The organism is Streptomyces sp. NPDC050121, assembly GCF_044460385.1.
Classification (GTDB): Bacteria; Actinomycetota; Actinomycetes; order Streptomycetales; family Streptomycetaceae; genus Streptomyces; species Streptomyces soliscabiei.
This window is the reverse complement of sequence record NZ_JBITJV010000079.1, coordinates 1-17,510: the sequence shown is the minus strand read 5'-3', so window position 1 is coordinate 17,510 and position 17,510 is coordinate 1. Positions and strand designations below refer to the sequence as shown.

16 protein-coding genes are annotated in these 17,510 nt (G+C 69.1%); 7 read left to right on the top strand and 9 right to left on the bottom strand.

Features of this window, described 5'->3' with window-relative positions:
- The first annotated feature begins 889 nt into the window (after positions 1–889).
- From ACIBTS_RS48390 to ACIBTS_RS48375, 4 genes are all read left to right on the top strand, one after another.
- Entirely contained in the window at positions 890–1,984 is a 1,095-nt protein-coding gene (locus ACIBTS_RS48390) for a sugar ABC transporter substrate-binding protein (protein ID WP_399328247.1), read from the top strand.
- 96 nt (positions 1,985–2,080) lie between these two features.
- Positions 2,081–2,857 carry an ATP-binding cassette domain-containing protein gene (locus tag ACIBTS_RS48385; RefSeq protein ID WP_399328245.1) on the top strand — a complete coding sequence of 259 codons (777 nt, stop codon included), beginning with the start codon at positions 2,081–2,083 and terminating at the stop codon, positions 2,855–2,857.
- A complete protein-coding gene (locus ACIBTS_RS48380; protein ID WP_399328243.1) occupies positions 2,854–4,134 on the top strand; it encodes a sugar ABC transporter permease in 1,281 nt (426 codons plus the stop codon). The genes ACIBTS_RS48385 and ACIBTS_RS48380 overlap by 4 nt, the downstream gene beginning before the upstream one ends.
- Before the next feature lie 13 nt (positions 4,135–4,147).
- Positions 4,148–5,353, top strand: a complete 1,206-nt coding sequence (locus ACIBTS_RS48375) for an ROK family protein (RefSeq protein WP_399328241.1) — start codon at positions 4,148–4,150, stop codon at positions 5,351–5,353.
- A gap of 35 nt (positions 5,354–5,388) precedes the next feature.
- On the opposite strand, the gene ACIBTS_RS48370 is transcribed toward ACIBTS_RS48375, so the two are convergent.
- The 7 genes from ACIBTS_RS48370 to ACIBTS_RS48340 form a co-directional block, all read right to left on the bottom strand.
- Positions 5,389–5,517 (bottom strand): hypothetical protein, encoded by a 129-nt coding sequence (locus ACIBTS_RS48370; RefSeq protein ID WP_399328239.1) that lies wholly within the window; start codon positions 5,515–5,517, stop codon positions 5,389–5,391.
- 90 nt (positions 5,518–5,607) lie between these two features.
- Positions 5,608–7,110 (bottom strand): aldehyde dehydrogenase family protein, encoded by a 1,503-nt coding sequence (locus tag ACIBTS_RS48365; RefSeq protein ID WP_399328237.1) that lies wholly within the window; start codon positions 7,108–7,110, stop codon positions 5,608–5,610.
- Positions 7,111–7,114: 4 nt separating this feature from the next.
- Complete coding sequence (locus ACIBTS_RS48360) at positions 7,115–8,161, bottom strand: branched-chain amino acid ABC transporter permease (RefSeq protein ID WP_399328235.1); 1,047 nt, start codon at positions 8,159–8,161, stop codon at positions 7,115–7,117.
- Positions 8,158–9,036, bottom strand: coding sequence for a branched-chain amino acid ABC transporter permease (locus ACIBTS_RS48355; RefSeq protein ID WP_399328233.1), 879 nt, complete (start codon positions 9,034–9,036; stop codon positions 8,158–8,160). Before ACIBTS_RS48355 ends, ACIBTS_RS48360 begins: the two co-directional genes overlap by 4 nt.
- Entirely contained in the window at positions 9,033–9,800 is a 768-nt protein-coding gene (locus tag ACIBTS_RS48350; RefSeq protein ID WP_399328231.1) for an ABC transporter ATP-binding protein, read from the bottom strand. The genes ACIBTS_RS48355 and ACIBTS_RS48350 overlap by 4 nt, the downstream gene beginning before the upstream one ends.
- Positions 9,793–10,560, bottom strand: a complete 768-nt coding sequence (locus ACIBTS_RS48345; RefSeq protein ID WP_399328229.1) for an ABC transporter ATP-binding protein — start codon at positions 10,558–10,560, stop codon at positions 9,793–9,795. Before ACIBTS_RS48345 ends, ACIBTS_RS48350 begins: the two co-directional genes overlap by 8 nt.
- Before the next feature lie 5 nt (positions 10,561–10,565).
- Entirely contained in the window at positions 10,566–11,831 is a 1,266-nt protein-coding gene (locus tag ACIBTS_RS48340; protein ID WP_399328227.1) for an ABC transporter substrate-binding protein, read from the bottom strand.
- A 221-nt stretch (positions 11,832–12,052) separates the two neighbouring features.
- Between ACIBTS_RS48340 and ACIBTS_RS48335 the strand changes: the two genes are divergently transcribed.
- The 3 genes from ACIBTS_RS48335 to ACIBTS_RS48325 all read left to right on the top strand — a co-directional run bounded on the left by ACIBTS_RS48335 (position 12,053) and on the right by ACIBTS_RS48325 (position 15,696).
- Positions 12,053–12,898, top strand: coding sequence for an IclR family transcriptional regulator (locus ACIBTS_RS48335; protein ID WP_399328225.1), 846 nt, complete (start codon positions 12,053–12,055; stop codon positions 12,896–12,898).
- Positions 12,899–13,073: 175 nt separating this feature from the next.
- Positions 13,074–14,180: an NAD(P)-dependent alcohol dehydrogenase gene (locus ACIBTS_RS48330; protein WP_399328223.1), complete on the top strand. Its 1,107-nt coding sequence runs from the start codon at positions 13,074–13,076 to the stop codon at positions 14,178–14,180.
- Between the two features lie 55 nt (positions 14,181–14,235).
- A complete protein-coding gene (locus tag ACIBTS_RS48325) occupies positions 14,236–15,696 on the top strand; it encodes an aldehyde dehydrogenase family protein (protein WP_399328221.1) in 1,461 nt (486 codons plus the stop codon).
- Positions 15,697–15,775: 79 nt separating this feature from the next.
- On the opposite strand, the gene ACIBTS_RS48320 is transcribed toward ACIBTS_RS48325, so the two are convergent.
- Positions 15,776–16,291: a nuclear transport factor 2 family protein gene (locus ACIBTS_RS48320; RefSeq protein ID WP_399328219.1), complete on the bottom strand. Its 516-nt coding sequence runs from the start codon at positions 16,289–16,291 to the stop codon at positions 15,776–15,778.
- Positions 16,292–16,584: 293 nt separating this feature from the next.
- Positions 16,585–17,406, bottom strand: a complete 822-nt coding sequence (locus ACIBTS_RS48315) for an IS5 family transposase (protein ID WP_399328217.1) — start codon at positions 17,404–17,406, stop codon at positions 16,585–16,587.
- Positions 17,407–17,510 lie beyond the last annotated feature (104 nt).

Sequence of the window (17,510 nt, the reverse complement as noted above, 5' to 3'; positions counted from 1 at the left end):
AACCGGAGCCGCCGCCCAAGCCGACGCCACCGCCCGAGCCGACCCCCAGGCCCCGCCCCCCCCCCCCCCCCCCCCCCGCCCCCCCCCCCCCACCCCCCCCCCCCCCGCCCCCCCCCGCCCCCCCCCCCCCACACCCCCCCCCCCCCCCCCCCGCGGGCCCCCCCCCCCCCCCCCCCCCCCCCGCACGCTGCGTCATGCCTGCGAGGGCTCGGCCTCTGTCCCCAGCACCTTGGTGCAAGGTGCTGGTCTGCCGGAGGCCCTCGCCAGGGCGACAGCCGCCTCGCTGCCCTGGGCGGAGCCGTGGAAGGCGCCCGGGTACAGGTGCATCTCCGTGATCGAGCCGACCGCCAAGGACCGCCGCGCCGGACAGAACGCCGTCCTCGTTGAGTAGGGCTCGGCACCAGGTCACGCTGTGGTGGTCCACCGCCGTCAGTCGACGGCCGAACAGAGAGGGAAGCAGTCCCTGTTCCCGCTTTGGCCCCTCACCATCCGGTATCCCAGCACGTTCGTCTGTTGGGGCCGTTGATCAAGTGCGACACACCTTGCGAAGCTCGCCGGTGAGGGCGGAGTGGACCACGAAACGTTTCGTAACAAATGCCGGCCCGGCGAATCGGCTGACGCACCGTCAGTCGAGCGCTCCCAGGGAGGGGCCGGCCTAAGAAGGGGGCTCGTTTCGGCAACGTCACCTGATTGTTATTGAAGACAACAAATTCTGGTCCCTAAGCTCTGGCGCGCGAGATGCCGAGCGCCGTAAGTTCCCGCTCACAACATTCAGCCGGGCGGATCGTCTGAGACCCGGCTATTCCGCCGAGAACGCGCTTCTCGCCTTCTTCCTCACCACCCTCGTGCGTCCGGTCGTCCGGCCGTAACACCAGAAAGGACCCTGCCCATGCGCAAGGGACTCCTCCTCACCGCCGCCTCGGTGGCGCTGGTCAGCTCGCTCACCGCCTGCGGCGGCTCCTCGTCGAGCGACAGCTCCTCCGGCTCCGATGCCAAGAAGCCGAAGATCGGCGTCATCCTCCCGGACAGCAAGTCCTCGGCGCGCTGGGAGACCGCGGACCGCAAGTACCTCGGCGAGGCGTTCAAGGCGGCGGGCGTCGACTACGACATCCAGAACGCGCAGGGTGACAAGCAGCAGTTCCAGACCATCGCCGACCAGATGATCACCAACGGCGTCAACGTACTGGTGATCGTGAACCTGGACAGCGGCACCGGAAAGGCCGTCCTGGACAAGGCCAAGGCCCAGGGCGTCGCCACCATCGACTACGACCGGCTCACCCTCGGCGGCTCCGCCCAGTACTACGTGAGCTTCGACAACACCGAAGTCGGCAAGCTGCAGGGCGAGGGCCTCAGCAAGTGCCTGAGCAACATGAAGGCGAAGAAGCCGGTCATCGCCACGCTCAACGGCTCTCCGACCGACAACAACGCCACCCTCTTCGCCAACGGCTACAACAGCGTCCTCGAGCCCAAGTACAAGTCGGGCGAGTACGTCAAGGGCCCGGACCAGTCCGTCCCCGACTGGGACAACGCCCAGGCCGGCACCATCTTCGAGCAGATGCTCACCAGCCAGCCAAAGATCGGCGGTGTGCTCGCCGCCAACGACGGTCTCGGCAACGCGGCCATCGCCGTCCTGCGCAAGCAGAACCGCAACGGCGAGGTCCCGGTCACCGGGCAGGACGCCACCGTGCAGGGCCTGCAGAACATCCTCGCGGGCGACCAGTGCATGACCGTGTACAAGGCGGTCAAGAAGGAGGCGGACGCCACCGCCAAGCTCGCCATCTCGCTCGCCAAGGGCGAGAAGGGCGAGACGAACGCGACCGTCGAGGACCCCGAGGGCAAGCGCAAGGTGGCGGCCGTACTGGAGACTCCGGTGGCCATCTACAAGGACAACGTCAAGGACGTCGTGGCCGACGGCTTCGTCACCAAGGACGAACTGTGCACGGGCAAGTACGCCGCCCTGTGCACGAAGGCCGGCATCAAGTAGTCCCATGAACGGCCGGTCCGGACCGGCCCACCGCGGGCCCCGGGAACCCCTGACACCCGGGGCCCGCGATCTCACGACCGTAAGGAGCCGTCTCCCATGACAGCGACCCCGATCCTCCGACTGCGCGGGATCGACAAGAGTTTCGGCCCGGTACAGGTGCTGCACGGCGTGTCCTTCGACGTCCACCCGGGCGAGGTGACCGCCCTCGTCGGCGACAACGGAGCCGGCAAGTCCACCCTGGTCAAGTGCATCGGCGGGATCCACCCGATCGACGGCGGCGAGTACTGGTTCGAGGGCGAGAAGGTACAGGTGCACAGCCCGCGCGACACGGCAGCCCTGGGCGTCGAGATCGTGTATCAAGACCTGGCCCTCTGCGACAACCTCGACATCGTGCAGAACATGTTCCTCGGTCGCGAAAAACGCCGGGGCCTCGTCCTGGACGACGCGACGATGGAGGAGATGGCCGTCAAGACCCTCGAAGGACTCTCGGTCCGCACCGTCAAGTCCATCCGCCAGCAGGTCTCCAGCCTCTCTGGCGGCCAGCGGCAGACCGTGGCCATCGCCAAGGCCGTGCTGTGGAACAGCAAAGTGGTCATCCTGGACGAGCCGACCGCCGCGCTCGGTGTGGCGCAGACCGCGCAGGTCCTCGAACTGGTCCGGCGGCTCGCCGACAACGGCCTTGCCGTGGTCCTGATCTCGCACAACATGAACGACGTCTTCGCGGTGTCCGACCGGATCGCCGCCCTCTACCTGGGCCGGATGGCGGCCCAGGTCCGGACGTCCGACGTCACGCACGCCCAGGTCGTCGAACTCATCACCTCAGGCCGCAGCGGAGACCTCGGCCTCGCCACCACCAACGGAGCCACCGCATGACCACCGCCGTCGCCCCCGAGAAGCCAGAGATGCCGGACAGCTCCGGTACGTCGAGGAGAGAAGCAGCGGCCGACGCCGGAAGTCTGCGCTCCGCGGCCCGCACCTACGTCGAACGGGTACGCGGCGGCGAGTTGGGGGCTCTCCCCGCCGTCCTCGGCCTGATCGTCCTCTGCGTGTTCTTCGCGGCCCTGCGCCCGGTCTTCCTGTCCGAGTTGAACTTCGCCAACCTGCTGACCCAGGGCGCTGGCAGCATCGCCATCGCCATGGGGCTGGTCTTCGTCCTGCTCCTCGGCGAGATCGACCTGTCCGCGGGGTACGCCAGCGGTGTCTGTGCCGCCGTCCTGGCCATCCTGCTCACCGACCACGGGTGGCCCTGGTACGGCGCCGTCGGCGCGGCCATCCTCACCGGCACGCTCATCGGCCTCCTGCTCGGCGTCCTGGTGGCGAAGGTCGGCATCCCCTCCTTCGTGGTCACCCTGGCCGCCTTCCTCGGCTTCCAGGGCATCGTGCTGATCCTTCTCAAGGAAGGCACCAACATCTCCATCCAGGACCAGACAGTCCTGGCCGTCGCCAACAACAACCTCTCCCCCACGTTCGGTTGGGCACTGCTCGCCGTCAGCGTCGCGGCCTACGCGGCGACACAATTCCGGCAGGCCCGCAACCGCCGGCACCGCGGACTCGCCACCACTCCGACCACCCTGCTCGCGGTCAGGATCGGCGGCCTGGCGGCGCTCGGCGCGGTCGCCGTCCACCTGCTCAACCAGGAGCGCAGCCGCAACGTCATCGTCGACTCGCTCAAAGGCGTGCCGATCGTGGTGCCGGTCATCGCCGTCCTACTCGTCGCCGGTACGTTCCTGCTCCAGCGCACCTCGTTCGGCCTGCACATCTACGCGGTGGGCGGCAATGCCGAGGCGGCCCGGCGAGCCGGCATCAACGTGGCCACCATCCGTGTCTCGGCGTTCGTCATCTGCTCGTCCCTCGCCGCGGTCGGCGGCATCATCGCCGCGTCCCGGGGCAACTCGGTCGACCCCAACACCGGTGGCAGCAACGTGCTGCTGCTGGCGGTCGGCGCCGCGGTGATCGGCGGAACCAGCCTCTTCGGCGGGCGGGGCAGGGTCGTGGACGCCGTGCTCGGTGGCATGGTCGTCGCTGTCATTCAGAACGGCATGGGTCTGATGGGCTACAGCTCAGGAGTCAAGTACGCTGTCACCGGTTCGGTTCTGCTGGTGGCCGCTGGCGTGGACGCGCTGTCCCGCCGCCGGGCCGTACAACGATGAGGTCTGAGGCACCATGAAGGCCGGTCCCTCGCAGGAAGAGATCCGCCAGCACAACCTTGGCACCGTGCTCCGCCATGTGCACACCGACGGATCCGTGTCACGGGCGGTCCTGGCCGAGCGTATGGGACTCAACCGCAGCACCATCCTAGGTCTGGTCAATGAGCTGGCCTCGGTCGGCCTGGTCCGTGAAGAACTGCCCCGTGACACGGGCAGGGCGGGCCGGCCGTCCCTGGTGGTGCGGCCCGAGTCCGACCAGGCGTACGTCCTCGCCTTCGACGTCGGCGTGGACCGGCTGAGCGCCGCCCGCATCGGTCTCGGCGGAGTCTTCCTCGACCGCAGGGAGGCCCGCTTGCGCCCGGGCCATCGTGACGCCGGCCACGTCACGGAAGTCCTCACCGGTTTCGCCCACCAGATGATGGACACCGCACGGCGCGGAACCGTCTGCGTCGGCGTGGCCGCCGCGGTTCGCGGAATGGTGCGCCGACCCGACGGCATAGTCCGTGCCGCACCCTACATCGACTGGAAGGACGAGGAGTTCGGCGAACGCCTCACCCGCCGGCTGGACCTCAGCCTTCCCGTCTCGGTCGGGAACGAGGCCAGCCTTGGTGCCCTCGCCGAACATGTGCGTGGCGCTGGGACCGACTGCCAGGACCTCGTGTACCTGCACGGCGACATCGGTATCGGCGGCGGCGTCATCACAGGCGGCCAGCTCCTGGACGGGGACAGCGGATACGGCGGGGAGATCGGGCACATGGTCGTCAACCCGCGGGCCGGCAGGCCCTGCGGGTGCGGGGGGCGCGGCTGTCTCGAAGCCGAAGCCGGTGAACGCGCTCTGCTGGAGGCCGCACAGCGCGACCCGTCGGCCACGGGGCGGGAGGCCGTACGAGCCCTCGTCGAGGCAGCCGACCGGGGCGACTTCAGCGCCCGTGCCGCCCTGCACGACATCGGCGACTGGCTCGGCCTCGGCGTCGCCAACCTGGTCAACATCCTCAACCCGCGAACCGTCCTCTTCGGCGGCACACTCCGCGAGGTGTTCCTCGGCTCGGCCGCCCAGATCCGCAGCCGCATCAACAGCCACGCGCTGGCAGCTTCCCGTGAAAACCTGCGGCTCCGCGTCGGCGAGCTCGGCGACAACGCCATCCTCATCGGCGCCGCGGAGCTCGCCTTCTCCACCATCCTCGCGAACCCGATGGAGGCACTGGCTCGTACCAGTACGTAGCCGACCCGGGGAACCCGCCGCGGCGCTGCGGTGCGTCACGAGCGTCGAGGATCGCCCATGCTCAGCGCCCGATGGAGGCTCCGCTCGACGACGACTCGGTCCGTCGGCTGCTGGACCGCGGCGCTCCGCGCGGTGACGAGCGTGTCCTTGGCGACAGTGGACATGCGAATGCCTCTTCCTTTGTCGGATCCCCGAGGTACTTGAAGCATTGGAGGCTGACTGACGGCCGGGCGCCGAGCTCGGCTGCGACCCCGTCAGAACGGGAAGCCGCGAGGCTCCCCGCGCAGCGTGATCCAGCGGAGTCCGGTGAACTCCTCTGCCGCGAAGCCCGTACCGAAGCGGCCCCAGCCGCTCTCCTTCACACCGCCGAAGGGCATGCTCGGCTCGTCGTTGACCGGTTGGTCGTTGACATGCACTATTCCCGCCTCGAGACGGCGGGCGATGTCCAGTCCTCGATGGGCGTCGCTGGTTAGGACGCCCGCGGTCAGCCCGTAGCGGGAGGCGTTCGCGCGCTCCACCGCATGGTCGGCGTCGTCCACCGTCTCCAGGATCACGACCGGGCCGAAGGTCTCGTCGAAGGCGAGTTCGGCGTCTTCGGGGACGTCGGTCAGGACGGTGGGCGGGTAACACGGCGGCTCGGCCACTCCCCCGGTCAGAAGACGGGCGCCCATCGAGACGGCCTCCTCGACGCGACGGTCCAGGAGCGACAGCGCCCAATTGTTGATCACCGGTCCGACCACGGTGCGCGGATCGTGCGGGTCACCGACGGGCAACGCCGCCGCCTTCTCGGTGAAGAGGCGGGTGAACTCCTCCGCGATCGGCCGCTCGACGTAGATACGGCGGGCGCACATGCACACCTGTCCCTGGTGCACGAACGCGCCGTAGATCGCGGCGTCGACCGCGTACGGCAGGTCGGCGTCGGCGAGGACGAGGAGCGGGTTCTGGCCACTGAGCTGGAGGACGACGCGCTTGAGGTGGCGGCCGGCCGTCTCGGCGAGGCGGCGGCCGGTGGGCGTGGAGCCGGTGAAGTTGACGCGGCGCACCGCGGGATGGGAGAGCAGCGCGTCCGCTATGGCACCGGCGGCGCCGGGGGCGTGGGTGATCACGTTGAGGACGCCCGGAGGGAGTCCGGCCTCGGCGAAGATCTCCGCCCAGAGCGTGCCGCCGGTGAGGGGAGACTCCTCGGACGGCTTGAGGACGACCGTATTGCCGAGGGCGATCGGGCCGACGACGCTGCGACCGGACAGCACCAGGGAGGCGTTCCACGGGGCGATGGCCGCGACGACTCCGACCGGCTGGCGGACGGCGAAAGCCCGAGTACCGGGGATGTCAGAGGGCAGCACCTGTCCGACCGCGGTGTAGGGAAGTCCGGCGGCCTGGCGGAGCAACGAGACGCTGAAGTCCACCTGGACCGTCGCGTAGTGGCGGCCGCACCCCGTCTCCCTCGTCAGAAGGCCGATAACCTCCTCGCGGCGGCGGTCGAGGATGTCACCCGCGCGCAGCAGGACCCGCTGGCGCTCGGCCGGCAGCGCCTCGGCCCACCCGGCGAAGGCCGCCTGGGCGGCGTCCACCGCCCGGCGGGCGTCTTCCGCGTCACCCGCGGCGACCGTCGCCATAACGGATCCGGTCCACGGGTCGTGGTCGGGGTAGGTTCCTCCGCCCAGCGACTCGGTCCACTCACCGCCGACGTGGAGGCGCACCGTGACCGGGAGATCCGGTTGGCCCGCGTCCGTCGCCATGGGGTAAGGAACGTTCACCTGGTCAAGTCTCCCTCTTGGACGACTGGGGACGGGCCCCCTGCCGCCGCAGATGGTAACCGACGGGTAGCACCTGGACGTGGAGCCGGTCGTCCAGCAGACTCCACAGCCCGCGGGGGAGGAAGAGGGCGAAGGCGACGGCGGCCAGGCCGAGCCCGATGAGGTACCAGGCCCCTTGGTCGGCGAAGAAGTACTGCACGGCGAAGAAGAGGACGGCACCGATGACCGGGCCCTCGAAGGTTCCGATACCGCCTACCAGCACCATGAAGATCATGTACGCCGACCACTGCACCCCGAAGATCGACTGGGGCTGGATGAACAGCGTGTTGGCCAGCGTGAGGGCACCCGCGGCACCGCATCCGAAGCCGGCGAGGACGAACAGCAAGAGCTTGAGCGGTCTGACCCGCACGCCGAGCGAGGCGGCGGCGTCCTCGTCGTCGCGGATCGCCTGCAGAGCTGCTCCGGTGCGGTGTCGCAGCAGGAGGAAGAGCAGGACGAGCAGGAGGACGGCGAAGGCGAGGGTGAGCCAGTACGTGAAGGCGCGGCGCACTTCGGGGGCGTAACCGCCGAGCCCCTGGAGGGAGACGCCGGTTCCGCCTCCGAGGCTCTGGTCGAGTATGACGAACAGGGCGATCGCCTCGGCGACGACCCAGGTGCCCACGGCGAACTGGCCGCCGCGCAACCGCAGGACGAGCAGGGAGAGCACCGCCGCGAGCACCGCGGAGGCGAGGGATGCCAGGACGACGGCGAGGTACGGCTGTATGCCGCGCTGGGTGAGGTAGATCGTGCCGTACGCGCCGAACCCGATGAATGCCTGCTGGCCGACCGAGACGAGCCCGGCGTAGCCGGCCAGTGCGTTCCACATGACGGCGAGGATGAGGAAGATCAGCAGGGTGGTGAGCTGCTGGACGATGTTCGCGCTGAAAATCTGGGGGACGGCGAACAGGGCGAGCGCGACGAGGACGAGGGCCCCGGAGCCGATGCGAGAGGCGAGGCCGGCACGCTGGACGGACCATGTGCCGGGCGTGGCGGGGGCGGCTGCTGTGGTCATGCGTGGGCTCTCCGGGTGGCGATGAACCGGCCGCGGGGGCCGGCCAGGATGAGGAGGAAGACCAGGTGCCCGGCGAGGATGGAGTACTGCGGGTCGATCTGGGCGCCGAGGGTCTGGGCGATGCCGAGGACGACGCCGCCGGTCAGCGTGCCCCACAGGGATCCGAGGCCGCCGATGACGACCGCTTCGAAGGCGAAGATGAGCTGGGTCGGGCCGCTGGAGGCGTCGAAGGTGGAGTGGATGGCCAGGAAGGTGCCGGCCAGGGCGGCGACCGCGACGGCGATCGCGGCGGCTCGGGCGTAGACGGATGCCGCCGGTACGCCCACGAGGGCCGCGGTGTCCGGGTCCTGGGCGGTGGCGCGCATCTCGCGGCCGAATCCGGTGCGTTGCAGCAGGAACTGGAGTGCGCCGAGGACGGCGACGGCGACGGCGAGGATCAGCACGCCGAGGTAGGGAACGGACAGCTGGTCGGTGATCTTCCAGCTGCCGGTCGACAGTGAGCCCACGGACGGGCCCAGGGAGCGCACGTCCGGGGAGAAGATCTGCAGCAGGGCGTTCTGTAGGACGATGGCGAGTCCGAAGGTGGTCAGCAGCGGGGTGAGTTCGCCGCCGCGCAGGCTGCGGGCCAGGACGGTGCGCTGGAGGGCGTAGCCGAGGGCGAGCATCACCGGGAGGACCGCGAGCAGCGCCAGGAACGGTGACACGTCGGCCTGGGTGGAGATCCACCAGACCCCGAACGCGCCGAGGACGGCGAGGTCGCCGTGGGCGAGGTTGATGATGCGCATGACGCCGAACAGCAGGGACAGGCCGCAGGCGAAGAGGGCGTACAGGCCGCCGAGGAAGAGGCCCTGGACGATGGCGTTGATCCAGCTCATGTCCGCTCCGGGGTGGGGTGGGCCGCCGGTGTATCGACCGCGGCGGAGGTCGTGCTGACACGGCCGAGGCCGAAGTAGGCGTCGGTGACCTGGTCGCGGGTGACCTCGCCGGCGGGGGCGTCGAGGACTGCGCGGCCCTCGAGCATGCAGACCACGCGGTCCGCCACCGACATCGCGCGGCTGAGGTCCTGTTCGACCAGGATGACGGTGGCGCCGTCGGCGATGAGTGCCGTGAGCGACTCGTAGACGGCGTCGACGGCGACCGGTGCGAGGCCGAGCGAGACCTCGTCGACCAGCAGCAGCCTGGGGTTGGTCATCAGGGCGCGGCCGATGGAGGTGGCCTGCTGCTGGCCGCCGGACAGGCTGCCCGCCCTCTTGTGGCGGATGGGCTGCAGGAGGGGGAAGGCGTCCAGGACGGTGTCGACGCTCCAGGGTCCGGGCCTGGCGCGCCGGCCGGCGACGAGCAGGTTCTCCTCAACGGTGAGGTCGGGGAAGAGCTTGCGGCCTTCGGGGACGAGGGCCAGGCCGCGGGCCACGCGTCGGTGCGCCGCCAGGCCAGTGACGTCGTTCCCGTCGAAGGCGATGGTTCCTCCGGCGGCCGGGTGGGCTCCGGCCACCGTGCGCAACAAGGTCGATTTTCCCGCCCCGTTGGCACCCACGAGGGCGACGGTCTCGCCGTCGGACACCGTCAGCGACAGATCCCGTACCGCTGGGAGGAGTCCGTGGCGGGCGTCGAGGTGGGAGACGTGCAGCAGGTCAGCCATGGCTGCCCCTTCCCAGGTAGGCGTCGACGACATGCGCGTCGCGCAGAACCGCCTCGGGCTCGCCCTCGGCGAGGACACGTCCGGCGTCCATGCACACCAGGCGGTCGATGACCTGGACCAGGACGTGGACGATGTGCTCGATCCACACGATGCCGATGCCGAGGGTCCGCAACTGCTTGATGGTGCCGACGAGTTCGGCGGCCTCGGCGTCGGTGAGGCCGCCGCCGATCTCGTCGAGGAGCAGGACGCGCGGGTCGGTCGCCAGGGAGCGGGCGAGTTCGAGCCGTTTGCGGTGCAGCAGGCCGAGGCTCTCGGCGCGCCGGTTGGCGAGGTCGATCAGCCCGCAGAGTTCCAGGACTTCGACGCACCTTCGGTAAGCCGCGCGCCGCGGCAGCCGGGTGCCGTAGGAGGCGCCGACCAGGACGTTCTCCAGGACGGTCATCCCGCCGAAGGGGCGCGGGATCTGGAATGCCCGGCCGATCCCCTGGCGGCACCGCAGCTCCGGTCGCAGCGGTGTGACGTCGTGGCCGTCGAGGTGGATGGTGCCCCGGTCCGGTGTCACCGATCCGGCCAGGGCGTTCAACAGCGTGGTCTTCCCGGCGCCGTTGGGGCCCACGATGCCGACCGCCTCGCCTGCGCCGACGCGGAAGTCGACGCCGTCCAGGACGCGCAGGTCACCGTAGTTCAGGGTGAGGCCGGCCCCCACGAGGACGTGCGGGAGGTCCTCCGTCCTCGTGGGGTCGGCTGCCGGGGTGCTCACGGCGCTCACGCGGTGTACGGGCGCAGCCGCGCGGCGACGGGGACGTTGGGGTCACTGGAGTTCTCGCACAGGACGAAGTCCAGCTTGTACGGGCTGCCCTTGGCCGCCTGCACCCACTGGCCACCGAGGATGGGGGTGGCGACGACGTTGGCGTTCGGGCCCTTACCCCACTGGAGTCTGCCGACCGGGGTCTCGACGTCGAGGCCGGCGATCGCCTTGGCGACGGCCTTCTTGTCCTTGGGATCGGTGGCGGCCTGGAGGGCGGCCGCGGCGGCGTCGAACAGGGCGAGGCTGGGGCCGAGTTGCTGGGTCCACTGCTTGCCGGACGACTTCTGGTAGCCGTCGGCGAGGTCCTTGGACGAAATCTTGGTGAGGGAGGAGCTGTAGGGGAAGGTCGGAGTCCAGTAGGCGCCGCCCGCGATGCCGATGCCGATGGAGCCCAGCGCCTCGACCTGGGAGGGGAACAGGCCTGTCTTGGCAACCTGCACGATCTTGGGCTTGTAGCCCTGCTGCGCCGCCTGCCGCCAAAAGGTGGCGAAGTCGGAAGGGATGGGGAAGGTGTTGAAGATCTCGCAGTCCTCGGACTTGAACCTGGCGATCTGCGACGAGTAGTCGTTGGTGCCGTCGGTGTAGGCGCCGGGGTCGACGATGCCGTAGCCGTCCTTCTGCAGCAGCGGCCCGAGTGACTGCCGGATGGCGTTGCCGTCCGAGTCGTTGGGCCACATGACCCCGGTCTTCCTGTTCGTCTTCACCTGCGGCCACAGATGCGTGTAGGCCTGGTGGAACTGCTCGACGCCGAAGCAGAAGTGGAAGGTGTACTGGTAGGCCTGCTTCTGGGTTGGCTTGGCTCCACGGCCGAAGTACCAGGCTTCCCAGGGGACGACGGTGGAGATGCACGGGACGCCGGCGGCCTCGCAGGCGTCGGAGACCGGGTTGACCGTCTCCGGCGTCGACGTGGTGAGCATCAGGTCGATGCCCTCGGCGTTGATCAGGTCGTTGGCCACCTGGGATCCGCGCTGGGGGTTGGACTGGCCGTCCTTGTCGATGATCTTGACTTGGTACTTCTTGCCGCCGATGGTCAGGCCGTTGGCGAAGGCCTTGCGGGCCAGGCTGAGCACGTACGCGTCCGGCTCGCCGAAACCGGCCGCGGGGCCGGTGCGCGGGCTGACGAATCCGATCTTCAGTGTGGCCGCTCCGCTGCTGCTGCCGCTGCCGCCGCTGCCAACCTTGCAGGCGGTGAGCAGCGGACTTGCCAGGGCGAGTCCAGACATACCGAGTCCCGCCGTACGCAGAATCTGGCGTCTGCTGGGTTCGGGAGACGGTTCGGACATAGGAGACTTAGGCATGTTTGCCCTCCTGGTGAACCAAAGGTGGGGGGAACGTAGGAGCGGCTGTCACGAAAGTCAACGCGGTGTTCTAGTAGATGAAACAAACGGCGCTACCATGCGGCATGACCTCACGGACACCGCCGTCGGCATCCGACGACGAGCCCATGACCCCCCTGGCAGCCGACGACGCCGAGGACGCGGCGATGCCCCCAAAGGCGGCGGCCACAGGGTTCTCCCAGTCACTGGAACGTGGACTGCTGATCCTCTCGTCGTTCAGCGAGACCCGGCCCGTACTGGGGATTTCCGACCTGGGACGCGCGGTCGGCCTCAACCGCAGCACCACCTACCGGTACGTGGCGACACTCGCCAAACTTGGCTACCTGCAACAGGATCCGGACTCCCGGAAGTACTCCCTCGGGCCCCGGGTCGTCGACCTCGGGTTCGCGGCGATCAACTCCATGGAGATCACCCGCGTCGCCGGGCCGTTCCTGCAGGCCCTGTCGGACGAGACCGGCTACACCGTGAGCATGGCCGCGCTCGACGGCCCGGACATCGTGTACGTCGACCGGCGGCGCAGCGGTCGCGCTGGTGCCTTCGCCATGGGTCTCCACCTGCACGTCGGCTCCCGCCTCCCGGCCTACTGCACCTCGATGGGCAAAGTCCTGCTCGCGCACCAGGAGCCGGCCGTGCTGCGCGACCTGGTCGACCGCACGGACCTCGCCCGACGCGGGCCGAAAACCATCACCGCGCGGGAGCAGCTCATGGTGGCGCTGACCCGGGTCAGGCGTACCGGGTTCGCACTCAACGACGAGGAACTCGCGCCCGGACTGCGGTCGCTGGCCGCGCCGGTGCGGGACCGGTCCGGCACCGTCGTGGCCGCGGTCAACGTCGCGGTGCACCTCACCGTGTGGAACGCGTCGGTGGAATCCGTCATGTCGCGCCTCGAAGCCCCCTTGCGGCGTGCCACGACGGAGATCTCCATCCGGCTCGGCCATCGGCCGCAGGTCTGATCCGAAGCGTCTCTGAGATTGTTTGAATAATTGAAACGCATGTCCCTGTATACGGAACAGACTGGCCGTATTTCATTGACACCGACTCCGGACGGGCGCAGACTCACGCCGCCACAGTCTGTGGACTTCACTTCACCAGGCGAACAGAGCTGTTCTCTGTGTCCGGGAGGCCGTCATGCGTATACAAGCCGCCGTCTTCGACAAGCAGGACGGCCCGTTCCAGCTCCGGGACGTCGAGTTGGACGAGCCGGGAGCCAGCGAGGTCGTCGTGCGGATCGCGGCCACCGGCATCTGCCACACCGACGGCCTGGCACGTCACGGTGACCTTCCCTTCCCCACCCCCGGCGTGCTCGGCCACGAAGGCGCCGGTGTCGTGACCGCGGTGGGTTCCGGCGTCACGTCGGTGCGGGAAGGCGACCACGTAGTCATCGGCTGGCCCTGGTGCGGCGAGTGCCGCAACTGCCTGGCCGGTGAGCCCCGTTACTGCGCCCGGCTCGGCGAACTCCTCGTCAGCGGAGTCCGGCCGGGGACCGAGGCCTCGGCCCTGCGCCGCCCGGACGGTGGCACCCTGCACGGACACTTCTTCGGCCAGTCGTCGTTCGCCACGCACTCCCTGACGCGGGCCAACAGTCTGGTGAAGGTCCCGCACGACGTCCCGCTCGAGCTGCTCGGTCCGCTCGCCTGCGGGCTGTCGACCGGTGCGGGAGCCGTGCTGAACACGCTGCGCCCGCAGACCGGCTCCAGTCTCGTGATCTATGGCACCGGCTCGGTGGGGCTGGCCGCCGTCATGGCGGCTCGCAACAGTGGCGCGACCACGATCATCGCGGTCGACAGGCACACCTCCCGGCTGGAGTTGGCGGCGGAACTCGGCGCCACACACACCGTGAACGCCGCCGACACGGACCCCGTGACCGCCGTCCAAGACATCTGCGGCGGGCCCGCCGACAACGCTTTGGAGTGCACGGGCATCATCTCCGTGGTGCGCCAGGCCGCGGACTCGGTCGGCATGCTCGGCACCTGCGCGCTCATCGGCGGTGCCCCGGCGGGAGCCGAGTTCACCCTCGACCATCTCACCACCCTGTGGGGCAAGCGCATCGTCGGTGTTCTCGGTGGCGGCGGTCGTAGTACTGAACTCATCGGCGCGCTCATCGAGTTGTACCGCCAGGGTCGCTTTCCCATGGAACGCCTCGTCTCCTGGTTCGCCTTCGACCAGATCGAGCAGGCGCTGGAGGCTTCGTATGCCGGCGATGTCATAAAGCCGATCGTCCGCATGCCCGCCTGAACCTCGTGCGCTTCCCGGCCCGCCATGACTGCCCCGTATCGAAAGAAGCCTCCTCATGTCTCTCACCCGTGAACTCTTCATCGGCGGCAAGGACGTGCCCGCCCTCTCCGGCCGCACCGCCGAGGACATCAACCCCTACACCGGTGAGGTTTACGCGACCGTCGCCGCGGCCGGCCCGAAGGACGTGACCCACGCCGTGGACGCCGCCGACGCGGCGTTCGCCGCATGGGCCGCGCTCGCCCCCTTCGCCCGTCGCGCGATCTTCCTCAAGGCTGCGGATCTGCTGGACGCCCGTGCCGAGCAGGTGGCCGAGATCATGGCCCACGAGGCCGGCGGCACCCGGCCCTGGGCGTTCTTCAACGTCGCGCTGGCGGCAAACATCCTGCGGGAGGCGGCCTCCGCCATCACCGCTCCGCGCGGTGAGGTGCTCAGCGCACAGGAGGTAGGCGCGCTGGGCCTGGCCGTGCGGGAACCGCTGGGCGTGGTCGCGGCGTTCGCGCCGTGGAACGCTCCGGTCATCCTCGGCGTCCGGGCCGTGGCGGCGCCCCTTGCCGCCGGCAACACGGTCGTCGTCAAGCCCAGCGAGGACGCGCCGATCGCCTGCGGACTGCTCGTCGCGGACGTGCTGCGTGAGGCGGGACTGCCCGACGGGGTACTCAACGTGGTCACCAACACCCGTGAGGACGCGGCGGAGATCGCCGAAGTGCTGATCTCCGATCCCCGGGTGCGTGCCGTGAACTTCACCGGCTCCACCGGCGTCGGCCGGATCATCGGCACGCACGCGGCGAAGCACCTCAAGCCGGCTGTGCTCGAACTGGGCGGCAAGAACGCGGTGATCGTCCTGGACGACGCGGACGTGGACTATGCGGTTGACGCCGTCACCTTCAGCGTGTTCATGAACTCCGGGCAGATCTGCATGTCCGGCGACCGCATCCTCGTACACGAGTCGCTGGCCGAGGAGTTCACCCGGAAGTTCACCGCGAAGGTCGCCTCCCTCCAGGCCGGGGACCCCGCCCATCCGCACACCGTGGTGGGCCCCCTGGTCACCGCCTCCGCTGCACAGCGCGTCGCGGCTCTGGTGGAGGACGCGGTCGCCAGGGGCGCCACCGTGCTGACGGGTGGCGGACGACCGGAGGGCGCGGTGCACCCGGCGACCGTGCTCACCGGCGTTCCCAAGGAGGCGGACCTGTACTACGCGGAGGCCTTCGGGCCGGTCTGCGTCGTCGAGACGTTCGGCGACGACGACACCGCCGTGGCCGTCGCCAACGACACCGACAACGGTCTGACCTGCGGCATCATCACCGAGAACGCCACCCATGGGCTGAGCGTCGCCCGTCGTGTCCGGACGGGCATCGTGCACATCAACGACCAGTCCGTGGCCGACGAGCCCCACGCGCCCTTCGGCGGCGTGAAGGCCTCCGGCTACGGCCGGTTCGGCGGACGGTGGGGCATCGAGGCGTTTTCCAACACCCGCTGGGTGACGATCGCGACCCAGCAGGCCCACTTCCCCTTCTGACCACTCCGCCCGCAGGCGCAGGACACAACGCCCGCACCTCCCGGAGGGGAGGTGCGGGCGTTGTGGTGGTCCTGACGGGTCAGACCTGCGGGTTACCGTTGGCGCTCTTCTCCGCGACCGCCTGCAGGGCGTCCCAATGCTCGACGATCCGACCGTGCCGGTCGAAGCGGAAGGTGTCCACCTCGACCGTGCCGCGGTCCTCGGCCGACGTCTTCGCCAAGCCCTGCACGACCACGAGGTCGCCCTGGGTGACGGTCCGCTTGAAGGTAAGCGAGGAGTCCGGGAACTGCTGCAGGTAGCCCGTGACGCCGGTGACGAAGGCATCGCGTCCGTTCCCGAAGTTCGGGTTGTGCTGGATGTAGGTGTCGGCGCTGATGTACTTCTCGGCGGCCTTGCCAGGACGGTGCTGGTTGAAGGCCTGGTCCAGCAGGGCCACGGCGGCCTTCTCGTTGCGCAGTTCCTGGGCGGATAGCCGGCTCGTCGAATGCCTCGGCATGCTGTGCTCAGGCGTGGCCAACGCGGAGGGAACGATCACCGCGCCGGCCACGAGTGCGACGGCGGCTGCGGACAGAGAGATGCGAACTGAGCGGTTCATTGCAAGGATCGCCTTTTCTTTTTCTGCACGTCGAGAGTCGGACGGCGACTGCCGAGGACGTTGCGATTTCGCGCATACGGCAGGTTGAGCCGTGTCAATACTCCCCTTCGACAGGGGCGGCGGCGATGCCTGAACCGGTGTCCCGATGGTCAAAATGCGACTCGTTCGTCGTGAGGCTTGGCGGGCATGGGAGGTGCGGCCGGTCGGAGCAGTGAAGCGCTCGCCCTCGGCCAGTCATCTCTACGGGGTGCCCTTAGCGAGCGTTTGATTCTCGGTTGTCTGTTTCATTTGGCTTAGCTGTCGCGCCAGTTGGTGGTGCTTTCGTGGGTGAGGCGGCGGGTCATGAGGTTGATGGCGGCGAGCTGGATCATGGCGGCTGATCGGTGAGGGTGGGTTTCGTAGTCGCGGGCCAGGCGGCGGGGCATGAGCCAGCCGAGGGTGCGTTCGATGACCCAGCGGCGGGGTTGGACGCGGAAGCCGCGGATGGCGGGATCGCGTTGGACGATTTCCAGGCCGATGCCGATCTGGGCGGCGTGTTCGACGGCTTTGGTCTTGTAGCCGTTGTCGGCCCAGGCTTTGGTGATGGTGGGATGGCGAGCGCGGACTCGAGTCAGGAGGTGGGTGCCGGCGACGGAGTCGTGGACGCTGGCGGCGGTGACGGCAACGGCCAGCAGGAGGCCGAGCGTGTCGGTGGCGATGTGCCGTTTGCGGCCGATGATTTTCTTGGCCGGGTCGATGCCTTGGCTGGCAAGGTGGACGGTGGCGGAGGTTTTGATGCTCTGACTGTCGATCAGGCAGGCGCTGGGCTCGTTTGAGCGGCCTTCGGCTTGGCGGACTTTGCCGCGTAAGAGGCCGGTGAGCTGGTCGAAGATGCCGTCGGCTTCCCAGAGGGCGAAGTAGCCGTAGACGCTTTGGTGGGGCGGGAAGTCGTGGGGGAGGTAGCGCCAGGGAATGCCGGTGCGGTCGACGTAGAGGATGGCGTTCATCAGGGCGCGCAGGTCGTGGGTGGGTTTGCGGATGCCGTTGCGGGCCTGGCGCCCGTCTTCGAGGGTGGGGCGGATGAGTGCCCAGCGGGCGTCGGACAGGTCGCTGGGGTAGGGCCGTGAGGGCTGCATGATGCCTGGGCATACGTTTGGGGAACGGTCACCGTGACTGTTCCCCAAACGGGAGCTGCTGAGGCTGGCGTGCCCCGAGGGGAAGAAGCCGTGAACGCTGTGGC